The sequence below is a fragment of the Geobacillus sp. C56-T2 genome (assembly GCF_007829715.1).
GTDB lineage: Bacteria > Bacillota > Bacilli > Bacillales > Anoxybacillaceae > Geobacillus > Geobacillus icigianus.
Map to the genome: position 1 here is coordinate 1654820 of NZ_VJWB01000001.1, position 15477 is coordinate 1670296.

The 15477-nt window shown below is 47.1% G+C and carries 15 protein-coding genes and 2 pseudogenes; 10 read left to right on the forward strand and 7 right to left on the reverse strand.

Annotation, left to right across the window (positions count from 1 at the left end; genetic code table 11):
* The first annotated feature begins 10 nt into the window (after positions 1–10).
* From uvsE to GC56T2_RS08355, 4 genes are all read left to right on the forward strand, one after another.
* Entirely contained in the window at positions 11–976 is a 966-nt protein-coding gene (uvsE, locus tag GC56T2_RS08335; RefSeq protein WP_144977155.1) for a UV DNA damage repair endonuclease UvsE, read from the forward strand.
* Between the two features lie 151 nt (positions 977–1127).
* On the forward strand, positions 1128–2786 hold the full coding sequence (locus GC56T2_RS08340) for an IS1634 family transposase (RefSeq protein WP_144972777.1): 1659 nt from the start codon (positions 1128–1130) through the stop codon (positions 2784–2786).
* 873 nt (positions 2787–3659) lie between these two features.
* A complete protein-coding gene (gene katG, locus GC56T2_RS08350) occupies positions 3660–5870 on the forward strand; it encodes a catalase/peroxidase HPI (RefSeq protein WP_144974443.1) in 2211 nt (736 codons plus the stop codon).
* 183 nt (positions 5871–6053) lie between these two features.
* The gene (locus GC56T2_RS08355; RefSeq protein WP_033021851.1) at positions 6054–6479 is read left to right on the forward strand and encodes an NUDIX hydrolase; all 426 of its coding nucleotides are present in this window, start codon (positions 6054–6056) and stop codon (positions 6477–6479) included.
* Between the two features lie 41 nt (positions 6480–6520).
* On the opposite strand, the gene GC56T2_RS08360 is transcribed toward GC56T2_RS08355, so the two are convergent.
* The 5 genes and pseudogenes from GC56T2_RS08360 to tnpA all read right to left on the reverse strand — a co-directional run.
* Positions 6521–7291, reverse strand: coding sequence for an ABC transporter permease (locus GC56T2_RS08360; RefSeq protein WP_061912073.1), 771 nt, complete (start codon positions 7289–7291; stop codon positions 6521–6523).
* 156 nt (positions 7292–7447) lie between these two features.
* The gene (locus GC56T2_RS08365; protein WP_144974445.1) at positions 7448–8188 is read right to left on the reverse strand and encodes an ABC transporter ATP-binding protein; all 741 of its coding nucleotides are present in this window, start codon (positions 8186–8188) and stop codon (positions 7448–7450) included.
* A 51-nt stretch (positions 8189–8239) separates the two neighbouring features.
* A pseudogene (locus GC56T2_RS08370) lies at positions 8240–8452 on the reverse strand (IS701 family transposase); the annotation flags it as partial.
* 57 nt (positions 8453–8509) lie between these two features.
* On the reverse strand, positions 8510–8935 hold the full coding sequence (locus tag GC56T2_RS08375; protein WP_144974447.1) for a GNAT family N-acetyltransferase: 426 nt from the start codon (positions 8933–8935) through the stop codon (positions 8510–8512).
* 17 nt (positions 8936–8952) lie between these two features.
* Positions 8953–9165 (reverse strand): annotated as a pseudogene (gene tnpA, locus GC56T2_RS08380) (IS200/IS605 family transposase); the annotation flags it as partial.
* 104 nt (positions 9166–9269) lie between these two features.
* Here tnpA and GC56T2_RS08385 point away from each other — a divergent pair.
* Both GC56T2_RS08385 and GC56T2_RS08395 read left to right on the forward strand, forming a co-directional pair.
* Entirely contained in the window at positions 9270–10460 is a 1191-nt protein-coding gene (locus GC56T2_RS08385) for an ISL3 family transposase (RefSeq protein ID WP_144974449.1), read from the forward strand.
* A gap of 537 nt (positions 10461–10997) precedes the next feature.
* Positions 10998–11771, forward strand: coding sequence for a MerR family transcriptional regulator (locus GC56T2_RS08395; protein ID WP_144977161.1), 774 nt, complete (start codon positions 10998–11000; stop codon positions 11769–11771).
* Between the two features lie 45 nt (positions 11772–11816).
* Here GC56T2_RS08395 and GC56T2_RS08400 read toward each other — a convergent pair whose 3' ends face one another.
* Together GC56T2_RS08400 and GC56T2_RS08405 are read right to left on the reverse strand one after the other, a co-directional pair.
* Entirely contained in the window at positions 11817–12887 is a 1071-nt protein-coding gene (locus GC56T2_RS08400) for a hypothetical protein (RefSeq protein ID WP_144974451.1), read from the reverse strand.
* Positions 12888–12971: 84 nt separating this feature from the next.
* On the reverse strand, positions 12972–13421 hold the full coding sequence (locus GC56T2_RS08405; RefSeq protein ID WP_144974453.1) for a MarR family winged helix-turn-helix transcriptional regulator: 450 nt from the start codon (positions 13419–13421) through the stop codon (positions 12972–12974).
* Between the two features lie 190 nt (positions 13422–13611).
* Here GC56T2_RS08405 and GC56T2_RS08410 point away from each other — a divergent pair, with 190 nt between their 5' ends.
* From GC56T2_RS08410 to GC56T2_RS08425, 4 genes are all read left to right on the forward strand, one after another.
* Positions 13612–14034, forward strand: a complete 423-nt coding sequence (locus GC56T2_RS08410) for an NUDIX hydrolase (RefSeq protein ID WP_061912069.1) — start codon at positions 13612–13614, stop codon at positions 14032–14034.
* An 82-nt stretch (positions 14035–14116) separates the two neighbouring features.
* Positions 14117–14365 carry a hypothetical protein gene (locus tag GC56T2_RS08415; protein ID WP_255516058.1) on the forward strand — a complete coding sequence of 83 codons (249 nt, stop codon included), beginning with the start codon at positions 14117–14119 and terminating at the stop codon, positions 14363–14365.
* Positions 14362–14934 (forward strand): Uma2 family endonuclease, encoded by a 573-nt coding sequence (locus GC56T2_RS08420; protein WP_144974456.1) that lies wholly within the window; start codon positions 14362–14364, stop codon positions 14932–14934. Before GC56T2_RS08415 ends, GC56T2_RS08420 begins: the two co-directional genes overlap by 4 nt.
* A 385-nt stretch (positions 14935–15319) precedes the next feature.
* Positions 15320–15460, forward strand: a complete 141-nt coding sequence (locus GC56T2_RS08425; protein WP_144974458.1) for a YrzI family small protein — start codon at positions 15320–15322, stop codon at positions 15458–15460.
* The last annotated feature ends 17 nt before the right edge of the window (positions 15461–15477 follow it).

Below are 15477 nucleotides of genomic sequence, written 5' to 3' on the forward strand. Positions count from 1 at the left end.
GGTGAAGATGATGACCGTTGTCCGGCTCGGCTATGCCGCTATGAGCGTGCATGTCCCTCATTGCTCTCCCTCTCAAACGATGACCGTGGCGCAGTTTCGCGCCATTCGCGATCGCGAGGCGGCGATTCGCAAGCTTGAGCGGATCGCCATCTCCAATGTCGAAAACTGCCTTCGCTTGCTCAAACATAACAAGGCGCATGACATCCGTTTTTTCCGTCTCAGCTCGCGGCTTATTCCGCTTGCCAATCATCCAGAGCTAGACGGGTGGGATTATCTCGCTCCGATCCGTGAAGCGTTGCGATCGATCGCGCTGTTTTTGCGTGAGTATCCGATGCGGCTTGATTTCCACCCCGAGCATTTTGTTGTGCTCAATTCCCCTGATGCCAATGTGTTCCGCGCTTCATTGCGCACGCTGCATCTGCATCGAGAACTGTTGCGCGGAATGGGGATTGACGCAGAACACCGCTGCGTGCTCCATCTTGGCGGTGGGTATGGCGACAAAGAAAAGGCGTTGGAGCAGCTGATCCATAATTGGGCGTACATCCCCATCTCGTTACAGCGGATGATCATGTTTGAAAATGATGATACGGTGTTTACGCTGCGCGATGCTCTCTATGCATGCGAAAAACTCGGCGTGCCGCTCGTTTTTGATTTGCACCACCATCTCGCTAATCACGACGAAGAAGACTGGCGGCCAGACTGGGAACGGATCGTGGCGACATGGCGCTACTCGCCGTTGCCGATGAAAATGCATCTCTCAAGCCCAAAAAGCGACAGACAGTTCCGCGCCCATCACGATTTTGTCGATGCTGAGATGTTCATCCGCTTTTTGCGGGAAATCAAAGGCACCGTCCGGCAGCTTGACTGCATGATCGAAGCGAAACAAAAAGATGAGGCGTTGTTTCAGCTTGTGCGCGACCTCAAGCGCTATGACGAAATAGAGTGGATGGACGGAGCGAGCTTTTATGTGAAGTGACAAGGATCGTGACGATCATCATCCAGACCGCGAGCCATACGCACTTTGTTACTCACATTTCGCACCCTCTCGACGAAAATCGGGAGGATTTTTTCGTTCCGATGTCGAATGAATCCTTGACACACAAGGAAAGTGAAGGAGTTTTTCTCTCATGAACGTTCAAGTCAAAAAGGTCTATCGTAATGATTATTTGAATATAATAAGTGCCCTATTCAAGAAACTGGGCCTGCCCCAATTGATTGACCATCTCGTTCCCGTTGATCCACAGTGCCAGACTCGAGTCAGCGATGCCGTTCAGGCCATCATCTACAATATGTTTGACGGCCGGCAAGCCCTCGTTCACGTGGAACGATGGGCTCAGGAGATCGATCTAGAGAAACTCATCCGTCCCGGTCTCCATCCTTCCTGGTTGAACGACGATGCCTTGGCTCGTCATCTCGACCGCTTGTATGAGGCCGATATTCACAAGGTGATCAGCACTTGCTTGATTCACATTTATCGCAAAGAAGGCCTTTCCCTCCGAGCCTTTCACGCCGATACGACGGACAAGACCGTTTACGGCGCGTATGAATCGGCCTCGTTAGAGGCCTTACAAATCACACATGGCTATAACCGCCATCATCGTTGGCAAAAACAGATCGGTTTCGGACTGGTCGGCAACGAGGACGGCATCCCGTTTTACGGCGATGTGCACGACGGCAACCTGCCTGACAAAACGTGGAATCCGGAGGTGCTGTCCCGTGTCCACGAACAGCTCAAACAAGCCAAGATGGAAGACGAATGGATTTACGTGGCCGATTCCGCCGCGATGACAAAAGACACTCTGGCGCAAACCAAAGCGGCCAACGCCTTTTTGATCACCCGAGGCCCTTCGTCGCTTCGGATCGTGAAACGGGCATTAGCGGAGGCCGATTCGCCTCACATCCCGTGGAGCGAACCCTTTACGCTGGCGGAGAGAAACGGCGCCACGTACCGGGTATGGGAAACATCCTCCACCTATGAAGGCCACCCCGTTCGGCTGATCGTCGTCGAATCGAGTGCGCTCGACCAGCGAAAAGGAAAGACGCTCGAAAAAGAACGAACCAAAGAAGCGGAGCTTCTTCGCGAGGAACAAGCCCATTGGGAGCGCCACCCTTTCTCGTGCCGGGAAGACGCTGAACAAGCCTTGGCGTCCCTCAAGATGTCCCTTCGCCCACGGTTTCATCAGGTCAAGGCCGCGGTCGAAGAGATCGTACGCCCGAAAAAACGGCGCGGACGGCCGAAAAAAGGGGTGGAACCCGAGATGGAGACGCGGTATCTCTTGCGCCTTGACGTCGAATTCGACCAAAACGCGTGGGAACAGGCAAGACGGAAAGCGTCCCGGTTTGTCCTCGTCACGACCGTTCCGGAGGAATGGAAGGGCCAACAAATGGATGCCCAAGAGATCTTGAAGCTATATAAAGGGCAGATCTCGGTGGAAATGAACTTCGCTTTTTTGAAAGATCCGTTTTTCACGGATGAGATTTACGTCAAAAAACCAGAACGGGTCGCAGTATTAGGCTATTTGTTTCTGTTGGCCTTGGCGATTTACCGCGTTTTTCAGCGCCGAGTGCGTCAGTTTATTACTCCAGAACACCCGTTGAAGGGTCCTGGAGGCCGCAAGCTGACCCGGCCGACGGGACAGGCGATTTTTCAGCTGTTTCAATATGTGAACGTCGTCCTCCTGGAGCTGCCGGATGGGCGCATCCAACGCTCACTGGATCGCTCCCTCACCCCTGAACAACGAAGGATTCTGCAGGGGTTGGGGCTGGATGAGAGCATTTACGTGTAACGTCATACGGAACGACCAGCGATGGTAAAAAAAGGATAGCCATCGCTCGTTGTGTTGGTCAAAAAGTTATTCTGAAAAACTAAATAAAAAATCCTTTGTTTTGACCTTGTTAGGGTGCGAAATGTGAGTTGTTATATGTTGCAATAAAAATATTGACTGGTCCGTGAAAGGAATAAGGAGGGAAGATGGCGAATATAACACACAATGGGGGAATAGGCGATCAAAAGAGTTTTTTAGAGAAAGAGACATGGGCCCAACGATTGGCATGAGACATTGATGGGTCTCATGTGGAGATCATGAAACGGTCATAATGGTTTGAATAAACCGGTTCCGCAAAAGCGAAACCATGGATGGACTAGTTGTTGCCATGGCAGTTTATACTCCTTCCTGTGAAACGCTCTCATCTCATGCGGCTTCATCTTGAGCTTCTTTCATTCATCCAGCATCAACATAAACTAGAATATCGAATATATGTTCTCGTTCTTGTATTATCTTTGATTAGGGAAAATTTGTAAAGAATTAAATTCCCTGGCTCTTCACCAAGAGTTGTACTTGATTTTTTCATCACACATCTTACTTATGCATCCACGAAAGAACAGGAAATCAATCATGTTTTGCCTACACCTGTTCAGAGAAGTTCACCGTCTGTCAAGTACACATTTTGGTGATGAATCAATTTCCTTTATTGAGAATGGCCCATCTTCATGGAATGGGATGGTGTGGTCAAATATAGAAAGATTTATACTAAAAAATACTTTTTCTACTTTACTATTAACTATTAATTTATTATAATTTTAATGTACTAGTAATTATCAATATCGGTTGCCAAAACAACCGTGAGGAAGACAATTTGAACAGGAAGGGGAAGAGAAGATGGAACATCAACACCCACAACAAGCTTCGAAATGCCCATATCACGGGAGCATCACCAATCAATCTTCCAATCGGACAACGAACAAAGACTGGTGGCCGAATCAGCTGAATGTAAGCATTCTTCACCAGCACGACCGGAAGACGAACCCTCATGATGAAGATTTTGATTACGCGCAAGAATTTGCAAAACTGGACTACTGGGCGTTAAAAGAAGATTTGCGGAAACTGATGACCGAAAGCCAAGACTGGTGGCCGGCCGACTATGGCCATTACGGGCCGTTAATGATCCGCATGGCTTGGCATTCGGCAGGGACGTATCGCATCGGCGACGGCCGCGGCGGCGCGTCGACAGGCACGCAGCGCTTTGCGCCGTTAAACAGCTGGCCGGACAACGCCAACTTGGATAAAGCGCGCCGACTGTTATGGCCGATCAAAAAGAAATACGGAAACAAAATCTCTTGGGCTGATTTGTTCATTTTGGCAGGCAATGTCGCCATTGAATCGATGGGTGGAAAAACGATCGGGTTTGGCGGCGGCCGCGTTGACGTCTGGCATCCGGAAGAAGACGTGTATTGGGGATCGGAAAAAGAGTGGCTCGCCTCTGAACGCTATTCCGGTGATCGCGAGCTCGAAAACCCGCTCGCCGCGGTGCAAATGGGGTTAATCTACGTCAACCCAGAAGGGCCGGACGGCAAGCCGGATCCGAAAGCAGCGGCGCGCGATATCCGCGAGACGTTCCGCCGCATGGGGATGAACGATGAAGAAACGGTCGCCTTGATCGCCGGCGGTCATACGTTCGGAAAAGCGCACGGCGCCGGCCCGGCCACGCACGTCGGTCCTGAGCCGGAAGCCGCCCCGATTGAAGCGCAAGGGCTGGGATGGATCAGCTCTTACGGAAAAGGGAAAGGGAGCGATACGATCACAAGCGGCATTGAGGGCGCCTGGACGCCGACGCCAACCCAGTGGGATACGTCGTACTTTGACATGCTGTTTGGCTATGACTGGTGGCTGACGAAAAGCCCAGCCGGGGCATGGCAATGGATGGCGGTCGATCCGAATGAAAACGACTTGGCTCCGGATGCCGAGAACCCGTCGAAAAAAGTGCCGACGATGATGATGACGACCGATTTGGCGCTGCGGTTTGACCCGGAATACGAAAAAATCGCCCGCCGGTTCCACCAAAACCCGGAAGAATTCGCCGAGGCGTTCGCCCGGGCGTGGTTCAAGCTCACCCATAGAGATATGGGGCCGAAAACGAGATATCTCGGTCCGGAAGTTCCGGAAGAAGACTTCATTTGGCAAGACCCGATTCCAGAAGTCGATTACGAACTGACGGAAGCGGAAATCGAAGAAATCAAAGCGAAAATTTTGAACTCCGGGCTGACCGTCAGCGAGTTGGTCAAAACAGCTTGGGCCTCAGCCAGCACGTTCCGCCATTCCGACAAACGCGGCGGAGCCAACGGCGCCCGCATCCGTCTCGCGCCGCAAAAAGACTGGGAAGTGAACGAACCGGAGCGGCTCGCCAAAGTGCTGTCCGTCTACGAGGACATCCAACGCGAACTGCCGAAAAAAGTAAGCATCGCCGACTTGATCGTCCTTGGCGGCAGCGCTGCGGTCGAAAAAGCGGCCCGCGACGCTGGTTTTGATGTCAAAGTGCCATTTTTCCCTGGCCGCGGCGATGCGACGCAAGAACAAACGGACGTCGAAAGCTTTGCCGTATTAGAACCGTTTGCGGACGGCTTCCGCAACTATCAAAAACAAGAATACAGCGTCCCGCCGGAAGAACTGCTCATCGACAAAGCGCAGCTCCTTGGGCTGACGGGTCCAGAAATGACGGTCTTAATTGGCGGCTTGCGCGTGTTGGGCGCGAACTATCGCGATTTGCCCCACGGCGTGTTTACCGACCGCATCGGGGTGCTGACCAACGACTTCTTCGTCAACCTGTTGGATATGGACTATGAATGGGTGCCGACCGACGGCGGCATTTACGAAATCCGCGACCGGAAAACCGGCCAAGTGCGGTGGACAGCGACCCGGGTCGATCTCATTTTCGGATCGAACTCCATCCTCCGCTCTTACGCCGAATTTTACGCCCAAGACGACAACCAAGAAAAATTCGTCCGCGATTTCATCAACGCGTGGGTGAAAATCATGAACGCCGACCGCTTCGATCTGGTGAAAAAAGCAAGAGAATCGGTCGCCGCTCGATAATGAAACAACAAGGCAGAGGGAGAAGATTCCCTCTGCCTTGTTTTTGCGGCATACAAAACCGCTCGATCGGCAGCGCCGCTCTCCCCACCGGAAAAACCGAAGGGGGAAGGGATAGAGGAAAGATGATAAAATAATACGAATAAGTGGATCAAAACGATCATCGATATAGGGGGGCAGCCTTTTATGAAGATACGCCAATGTTCTAGAGCCGTGATCATCAATGAACGGAATGAAATTCTTCTTCAGCGATTTGAATTTCGCGATGTGGTAGGAAACAAGGTGTTATGGGTGACTCCAGGGGGAGGGATTGAAGAAAATGAGACCCCGGCGGAAGCGTTAAAAAGAGAGTTATACGAAGAACTAGGCATTGTTGTCGACCTTGTCGGCGAACCCCTATTTCAACTCGATGTATGGATCGATGGGAAACAAGGTCCTTTTGTTAGTCGAGAGATTTATTACAAAATCATGATTCCATCCGATACGAGATTATCGTTCGAAAATATGACGAAAGACGAAAAGGATGCATGGCAACAGGTAAAATGGTGGAGCAAGGAAGAATTGCAGAGCATCGATGATTTTGCGCCGCGTGAAATATTGAATTACATATAAGAACCGATCAGCTGTGGGGGCCGCTTCAACCTGTCTTTTCGTTATACGTAGCTTCCTATTTTTCCGTTCTTCCTCGCCCAGTTCCATTGTTGTCTTAAGACGAATGAGCCGATGGCGAGCCACAATAGCGAGACGCCGAACGCGGGAAAGAACGCGCGCCATCCTGCGCTCATTCCTTGTACAGCCCAAGAAAGAGGAGAAAGGGCGTTGAGAATATGAAAGGCGGCTGGTAATCGATTCGAAGATAGAAAAAACCCTGAGAAGATTAATAAATAGTAAAGAAGCACTTCAGTAACGGCCCCGACTTGCTTTAAGCGGAGTGACAGTCCTAAAATGAACACGCCGATCCCCGTCATGCCGATGAGACTCACTCCACCAAATACGACGATTTCCGTTACGATGGACAATGCTCCCGAAACAATTTCGGAAAATCCAATGATCAAGGCGGCACAAAGGAAAAAAAGCGCCACCCACGCGAACGACAACGCGACTTCCGCGACCACCACGCCGATCAAAATTTGCCATGGAGGAGTCTTCGTTGAAAGCACTTGCTCTGCGGTGCCGAGATACGCTTCTTCGATTGCGCTGTTGCCAAGCTTTGCGATCAAATGAGCGCTTAAGTACCAAAGGCTGAAACCGGCTAGCTTGACCGCCGCCTCTTTTCCCGTCTGGATGGGGCTTGCGTACAGCGTACCGAAAAAAAAGACAAATTTAATAATCAGCCCAACAGTAAAATCGAACCAATATCGGCGATACTCTGCTCTTTTTTTCAAAAACGACGCCGATACAACACGAAAAATTTGCCGGAGCAATCACCCCACCTCCCTAGACGACATGGCGGATTTGCCGAATCAAAGAAGACTTGATTTAATAAGGTTTGTCTATTTTTGTTTGGTTGCCAATGGATGTTCATGAATTTGCGCATCGACAGTATCTGAAAAACAATACTGCAAAGCGGCCTCCATTATTCAATCACCAACCTCTTGGGAGAATTGATAGGAACGAATCGCCGCTAAAAAATGAGTTTCCAAGTCAGCTGGAGTTGAAAAATGTTCCTTTGTTCCCCGCCAAATGATGGTTCCATCTTTGATAAAGACAAATTGATTTCCGACGGCGTGGGCAAACGGAATGTCGTGGGTCGTAATGAGGACGGCGTTCCACCAGTTGTGTTTTTCCGTCAACAGCGCTCGAATATGATGCTGTGACTCAACATCAAGGCCAAGAGTCGGCTCATCAAGGAACAAAAACGGCGCTCCTTTCATTAAGGTGATCGCAAACGCCAATTTTTGTTTCATCCCTCGCGAAAGGGCTTGGGCCAGACGATCCGCGTAGGGGGTCAGATTCAACATGGCCATGATTTGTTCGGCCCGTCGCTTCGCTTCGTAACGGCTCCACTTGTTTAACAAACCAAAATACAAGAGATTGTCAAAAACATTTAAATATGAATAGGAGTTGTCGGCTTCTTCAAACACGACCGCAATCGACTCGCGCGCCCCATTCGGATTGCGGACAACATCCACCCCATTTACATAAATACGGCCGCTGTCCGGTGCAGTAAGCCCGATGATGCACTTTATTAAGGTCGTCTTCCCAGCCCCATTTGGCCCTAAAAGAATGAGCCGATCTCCGTCATTCAGCTCGAGAGAGAGATCGCGCAACACGTGGCGGTGAGGCGGATAGATTTTGTTGACATTTTGCACGACGATCATCTTTACCTAATCCTTTCAAATATTACTAAATAGAGACAAACAGGGTACCCCTTAGGCAACATGGAGCTGTTTTTTGATCACATCAATGGGAATCTCTTGTTTTGCGGCGTCATCGATGAACTCAACGACGCTGTGTCCTTTCCGAGACCGAAGAAGCTCCAATCCGGAAGAGAGGTCTTGTTGGGATTCCGCGATGCTGGATACGCAGGCGAACAGCACCACTGCCCAATACCGTTTCAACGCCCGAACGTGGCGAACACGGTACCAGCGCCACAGATGATGGAAGTTCATTCGTTCTTCCATGGGAGATAAGTAAGAGAGTTATTTTTTGAGTTGTTTAAAGTAAATTATTTCAGGGTCTCCTTCATCCAGATTATCAATAAAACCACTCTTACTATATCCAAGTGATAAGAATACCCTGTGCATTCTCTCATTAGATTGATTCGTTGAAGAAAAAATCTTTTCCGTTGGAGATATATTTTCAAAATACTTGATTAGTGATTTCGCATATCCTTTTCTTCTCTCTGAAGGTTTTACAACAACTAATGAGATAAAACTACATTCAAAAAAATGAGTGTTGTAAACCAAAAAACCAACAATTGACCCGTTAACTTTAGCGACTAAACATCCCCCTTCTTCAATTGCTTTCTTTATGTATGTTCTTCTGCTTTCATCTCCAATAACTTCCGCATCGATTCTTACTATCTCGTCTAATTCATTCAATTTGGCTATTGTTATATGTTCCAAAAAAATCAAAACCTCCTTTATACATTTTTCTGATTTTCAATATATTTCATTACTACCTCTTCTGAAATGTGACCGACTGTACAACAAAAATAACTTCTCGTCCAAAGAGAGGGAAGCCTGCTTTTTAATGATGGGTATTTTTCTCTTAATATTCTACTACTTCTTCCTTTGAATGATTGTATTAATTTTTTATGGATATGTTGTCGTGGATCAAAAGAAATAAACATATGGGTTCATCACCAAATTTTGTGATTTAGTGACAAAAAAGAGAAAGCACTGACGAGATCCTGGCAATAATGTTAGCGGTGAAATCAACATTAAGGAGGTCTCGTAAGTGCTTTCTATACCACTAGGATTGCCAGAATTTAAAGTGATTAAACAAGAACTTCATTCCTATGGTTATGCGATTCATGTAGAGAAAACAGAGACACAGGAACATTGCCCTCATTGTGGGTTTGCCACTTCCTCTGTCCACGACAGACGGACAAGAAAAGTACGGGATTTGGCGATTTTCCATCAACCGGTGTACTTGTTCGTGAAAATAAAGCGCTATCGGTGCTGGAATTGCTCTCAAGTGTTTTCCGCCTCTTTGGAATCGGTTCAACCCAATCAGCACTACACCAACCGATTTTGTGAGTACTTGTATGAACTTTGTGAAGGTTCCACCATTCAAGAGGTGAGCCGAAAGCACCGTATCCCATATACGACATTGGAACGCATCTATTACTCCATCGCATCGAAAAAAGCAAAAGAGCGTCAGACAGCGATAGAAACATCTTCTCAAGAAGAGATGGTGCTTAGCTTAGATGAAATCGCTGTAAAAAAGGGACATCAGTATGAAACCATATTGATGGATGCCAAAGCTGGATCCGTCATGGGAATGCATGCCGATCGCCAATGTGACTCCGCTATCCACTTGTTGAGCCAAAAGGTCCTGTCGAAAGAAAGGGTTCAAACGGTGATTCTTGACATGTGGGAACCTTATCATAAGGCGGTTCGTGCCCTGTTTCCATCTGCTTCGATTGTCATCGATAAGTACCATGTGGTTCAAAAAGTGACACAAGCCTTGGATCAAGCAAGAAAGGAATGTTCTCCATTGAAAAAGGCTCGATATCTTCTCTTGAAAGGCTGTGAAAAGCTTCGTCAGGACCAACGGCATCGATTAGACGATATCTTGGAGGAGTATCCGGTACTTTCCATTGCCTATTATCTGAAAGAGTTGTTTCGGGATTTTTACCGAACCGATGGATATAACGAAGCAAAGGAACGCTTGGAAGAATGGATTCAGTTAGCCAAACAGAGCCCTTTTGCTTCTTTTCAGGAAGTAGCCAACACGCTTGAAAGGTGGAAGGAGCCGATTCTTTCCTACTTTTTGTGCCCCTATACCAATGCCCGAATCGAGGGAACGAATCACAAGATCAAAAACATCAAACGCCGGGCATATGGCTATCGAAATCGGGAACGGTTTCGTTTGCGTGTATTTCTGGAGTGTACAGGGAACACTACAGGTAGTCAGGCTGCCTAAACGCTCCCTTCTTCCGCTCTCGGTATGATCGTTGGTAGAATGGAACCCGTCAAGGAAAGCACTTGACTGTTTCCATTCTACCAACTTCGTGGTCTGTATGCGGAAGAAGGATCCTGACTGATGAACCTATTTCATCCAGCTAACATGTTTCTAGGATTGAGTGGAAATCACAGAAAATGGTGAAGACCCAACATGAACATGATCTGGCATGATTTCTAATGCTTTGATTTCTACATCATTTTCTTTTGCTACCTCATAAAAGAAATGATCACCTCCATCTGCGTGAGCAATGAATCCACTAAAGGGGGCGGTGGTTTCGTCCAAAATCGTGCTGTTCCATCTGTTTCTCAGTTAGAACAGTCCGGCGAACCCAACCTTCTTTTTTGGCGAGATGCCGCTGATTTGCTCGTGGCAGCCGTTTTTCACCGGCCTTCTAAAGCCTTTTCCAAAGTGAAAAAATGTATTGATCCTTCCGTAACGTCACGAAGTATGATAAAGACGATCACTTTGTCGCTACAAGGGAGGAATGAAACGAGCATGAGTGTGATTTATTATTCGATTGGAGAGTTTGCGCAAAAAACAGGGACGACCATTCGAACCCTCCGTTATTATGATGAGATTGGCTTGCTTTCGCCGAAAAAGCATCCTCATTCCGGACGACGCATGTATACTGATGACGATGTGTTGATACTTCAAAAAATTGTTAGTCTAAAATTTTTAGGATACAGTTTAGAGCAAATCCATCAACTTTTGAATCAGACTCGATTGGATTTAAGTTTGAGGGAAACTTTGGAAATGCAAAGGCGGTTGTTCGAGGAAAAAAGAAAATCTATTGAACAAGCAATCAAGGCGATGGATCGCATATTATTTTTGCTTCGGGAAGAAAAAGAAGTGGACAACGAGGTGATCATGAGTCTTATCCATAGTCTGCAAACGGAGAACGAGCAGCGTCGGTGGCTTGAACAATATCTACCGCAATCGCTGATCGACTCCTTATTTCACAAATCCGAAGCAGATATGATGGCGATGGATCGAGAATGGGTTCGTCTGACAAAAAAGGCTAAGCAGTTGGCGGGTACGCCTGTGGATCATCCAGAGGTAGAAGCATTGATGGAACAGTATATGAATGCCACATTGACCTTTGTTGGTCCTGATACGATGCAAATGCTCGGGCGACTAGAACAAGTGGAAGAGATGGTTCGGGAGGCGGAAACATGCAATTGGATGCCATCTCCTTTTACAAAAGAAGAAGAACAATGGCTCCATCAAGCTATGGAGCACTACATGGTCAAAAAAGGACTGATTGAATAAAAGGTAACAACATCGGCCCGCCACGATTCAGCTGGGCCGATTCTGTTATTTCCCCTGAAGCACCCGCTTCCAATTTTCTGACACCGTCTCATAAAATCCGTGCGCATCATCGACTGTCACATATAGTTTTCGCACTGTTTTTTTTCGCCCAAACAGCCCGATTACTTCCACCGGCTGCCGCAAGCGGATTTCCAGTTTCGTCTCTTCGTCAAAAAAGCCTAATAGCGCAACCGAATAGGCATCGGCTTCTTTCTTTCGCTTTGGTTTTTGGGTCACGTCCCATGTGATCTCTTCTATATTGGCGTACTCCAGCTCTACAAAGCTGCGGATTCCTAATTGGATATGGATTCGGTCAGGCGCCAGAATAATCGGAGACAGCGTAATCGCCCGATAGTCGGCGATCAGAACGAGCAGGAAATACACGTCAAAAAACGTCACTGTCCAAGCGGCTACTTCGCTCCACTGCATGACGAGCCAATGAACGCCGACGATTTCGATGAGCATCGCATGCACGAGCATCAAAAAGACACCGAAATATTCCGTTTTCTTATGATAGCTGTAAGTTGGATACGGCAGCGGCAGATGACGCCTTTTTTTGCGATACGTTAAGTAATACAACACAGCGATCTCTGTGATCATGATCCGAAGCAAAAAGACAGGGCGCCTGAACACCGCTTCAATGGCATGGGTATAAGTGCTTAAAAAATAGAAATGTTTCGTTTTCTCAACACGAAAGGTGCGAATAAAGGCTCTGAGGTTTCGGATGATAGACCAAGCGATCCATAATTCGATCACAATGAACAAACTTTCAATGACGAAAAAAACGTATTTGATGAAATGGTATTGTTCACGAAGCGGAGGGGGAATGATCACATACACGATAATTAGCCCAAATGCGGCTACGCTAACGCACGCTTTCCATGAACGCTTGATCCGACCGATCGTCATTCGATAAACAACGGCTAAATACAGCGGAAAAACGATGGTAAGCGACAATAAAACAGACGTATGTTCTAAAGCATGACCATGTTTTCGCACCGCTAGATAAAGAGCAGACAGAGCGAACAGAGACGCCGCTATAAACTGCATATAACGACTGTTTCGTATTCGATTCATCAGATTCCTCTCCCTTATTAGTTTAATAAAATTAATTATTAAATAAACTTAAATATTCGACAGACCTTCCCCAATGGAGAAGGGTTACGACCGATGTGCCTCTATGATGATGGTATAGAGCTTATCGTTAATTTCTTTCAGCTTTTCTAAGTCCTCACGCTGAAGTTTTCCATAATATTTTTCCATTAAGCGCAATTCGACTTCGCCCATTTTGTCATGATATGTTTGACCCGCTTGATCCAAGCGGACGATGATTTCACGGCGGTCGGTTGGATTGATGTCTCGGCGAACATACGCTTTTTCCTCCAGCTTTCGAACGAGCTGGCTGGCGGCGCTTGGAGTTATGGAAAAGAACTGGGCGATTTCGTTGATCGTCATGGTTTGATGCCTCAATATCTCCAGCAGCATCACTTGCCTTTGGGTTAGCTCTTGATACTCAGCGCCGAGCATGGCGCGAATCTCTTGCAATAAAAACGCGGTCACCGCATCGTTTTTTTCTTTAATGGCCTGATACAATGCTTTTAAATCGTCCATCGGACATCCCTTTCTTGTTTGTTGATGATGAGTCTACCTATATTATAAACCAATTTAAATATTTAAGTAAAATTAAATTTTAACATAGGGCGAACAAACGGAGCCGTCCTTTCTGTTTTTCCTTGATCTGTTCAATTCAACCATATAGAGTATTGTGTAGAGGGCAAAATCTAGAAGAAGGGGACTGCGGATGGAACATCGAAAGAACATCGTTGTCGTTTTGAAAGGGTTGATCTTACATAAAGGGACCGTGCTAATCGTCCAGCGCGCGCCTCATGATGAAGTAGGCGGCGGAACATGGGAGCTGGTCGGAGGGGGGATGCGCTTTGGTGAGGAGTTAGAAGCTGCGCTCATTCGCGAAATTGAAGAAGAAGTTGGGTTGACGGTGACGGTGGAGAAAGTTTTATACGCTGCGACGTTCCAAACCCATCCGACGCGGCAAGTCGTCATCTTAACGTATTTATGCACAAGCGAGCAGCACGAGGTCATCCTTTCGAAAGAACATATCCACTATTGCTGGGCGACAAAGGATGAAGCGCGTCAACTGCTGCCCCCGGCGATTGTATACGATTTTGAAAAAAACGGCGTGTTTTCGTTAGCGGAATGGAGGTAAAGAATGCTTCAGAAAAAATGGATTGGGGGTCGCTCGTTCGCTCGCGTTGCTTGCGGCCTTTGTTAGTGAGGTCTTTTTCTTCGTGAAATCTTTAGCGGCCAACAGCGATTCGCATAAAAGCATGGAGCGGATTGAAGAGAAGTTTCCATCTATCGAAAAACAGATAGCAAAGGCAAAAGAAGGCAGTTCTCAAAAAACATTAAATGAGTGTCGTTTAACTGCGCTAAAACTCGTAATCGAATCTTTGGAGAATCGTCGCGTTACAGTTAGCGAAATTGGCTCATTTACGGTATATAATTATAAAAAAAGAAATGGAGTGAAGGCGCGATGACGACTCCGGAGTTTTCAAATCACAACTATACATATGAAGATTATCTCAAATGGGACGGACAATGGGAATTGATTGATGGCGTGCCATATAGCATGGCTCCTTCTCCTTCGTTTGCTCACCAGTATATGGTTGGTGAGTTGTATGCGGCATTGCGGGATTATTTTCAACAACAACGATGTGTAGTGGTCATGGCCCCATTTGATGTCATATTCGCTTCAAGCCTTGATGACAAATCCGCGAAAAATGTAGTGCAGCCCGATATTTCTGTTATTTGTAACCGAGAGAAAATAACAGAAAAGGGATGCGTGGGAGCCCCTGATTTAATCGTAGAAGTGTTGTCTCCGGGTACGGCGTTAAAAGACCGAAATGAAAAATACAAATTGTATCAACGGTTTGAAGTAAAAGAGTACTGGATGGTTGATCCGCTGCATCGAACCGTGGAGGTGTACGGGTGGCATAACGGAGCATATGAAAAAAGGGAAGTATTTGGAGAACAAGGTGTACTCGTTTCTTTTCTGTATCCAGATTTAAAGGTTTGCCTCCATGATGTGTTTCAGCGGTTATCATAAACAATGTGAAGCGTCAGCGTAGATGGTGGGAGTATGTCACAAAGTTTCATAAAAATCATGAAAAATCATTTACAACTTCACCGTTTTTGGATACAATTGACTTCGTAACATGATTTCGGAAGGAGGATGAACAACATGAAAGCAATGATGAAACGAGCAACACGCACAATGGAACAACGAAAAACGATTCGACCTTCCGAGTCTGTTACGGTCATTTTATCTTAAACAGCACAGCGAATGCCGCGGGAAGGAGATCGTTTTTTTCCTGCGGCTTTTTTGCGTTTTTGCGCCGCAGGAGTCGCTTTCCTGCGGCTTTTTTCGGCTGTTGCGCCGCGGGAACTCCAGGAAACCCGCGGCTTTTATTTATGAAAGGGGGTGAGGGACGATGACGATCTATTTATTGTTTGTGACCATTACCATCGAGCGACGGACATGGACGATGGAGGAAATCAAACAAGAACAGCTCATCCGGCAAGTGGAAGAAGAAATGATGGACCGGAAATGCTCCGTTTACCGATTGTTTTAAGCTTGCAATCTACAAAT

Coding starts and splice junctions, on each gene's coding strand:
- GC56T2_RS08395 (WP_144977161.1), top strand. CDS start 10,998: ATGAGTGTGATTTATTATTCGATTGGAGAGTTTGCGCAAAAAACAGGG.
- GC56T2_RS08420 (WP_144974456.1), top strand. CDS start 14,362: ATGACGACTCCGGAGTTTTCAAATCACAACTATACATATGAAGATTAT.
- GC56T2_RS08340 (WP_144972777.1), top strand. CDS start 1,128: ATGAACGTTCAAGTCAAAAAGGTCTATCGTAATGATTATTTGAATATA.
- GC56T2_RS08405 (WP_144974453.1), bottom strand. CDS start 13,421: ATGGACGATTTAAAAGCATTGTATCAGGCCATTAAAGAAAAAAACGAT.
- GC56T2_RS08355 (WP_033021851.1), top strand. CDS start 6,054: ATGAAGATACGCCAATGTTCTAGAGCCGTGATCATCAATGAACGGAAT.
- GC56T2_RS08400 (WP_144974451.1), bottom strand. CDS start 12,887: ATGAATCGAATACGAAACAGTCGTTATATGCAGTTTATAGCGGCGTCT.
- katG (WP_144974443.1), top strand. CDS start 3,660: ATGGAACATCAACACCCACAACAAGCTTCGAAATGCCCATATCACGGG.
- uvsE (WP_144977155.1), top strand. CDS start 11: ATGACCGTTGTCCGGCTCGGCTATGCCGCTATGAGCGTGCATGTCCCT.
- GC56T2_RS08365 (WP_144974445.1), bottom strand. CDS start 8,188: ATGATCGTCGTGCAAAATGTCAACAAAATCTATCCGCCTCACCGCCAC.
- GC56T2_RS08425 (WP_144974458.1), top strand. CDS start 15,320: ATGACGATCTATTTATTGTTTGTGACCATTACCATCGAGCGACGGACA.
- GC56T2_RS08410 (WP_061912069.1), top strand. CDS start 13,612: ATGGAACATCGAAAGAACATCGTTGTCGTTTTGAAAGGGTTGATCTTA.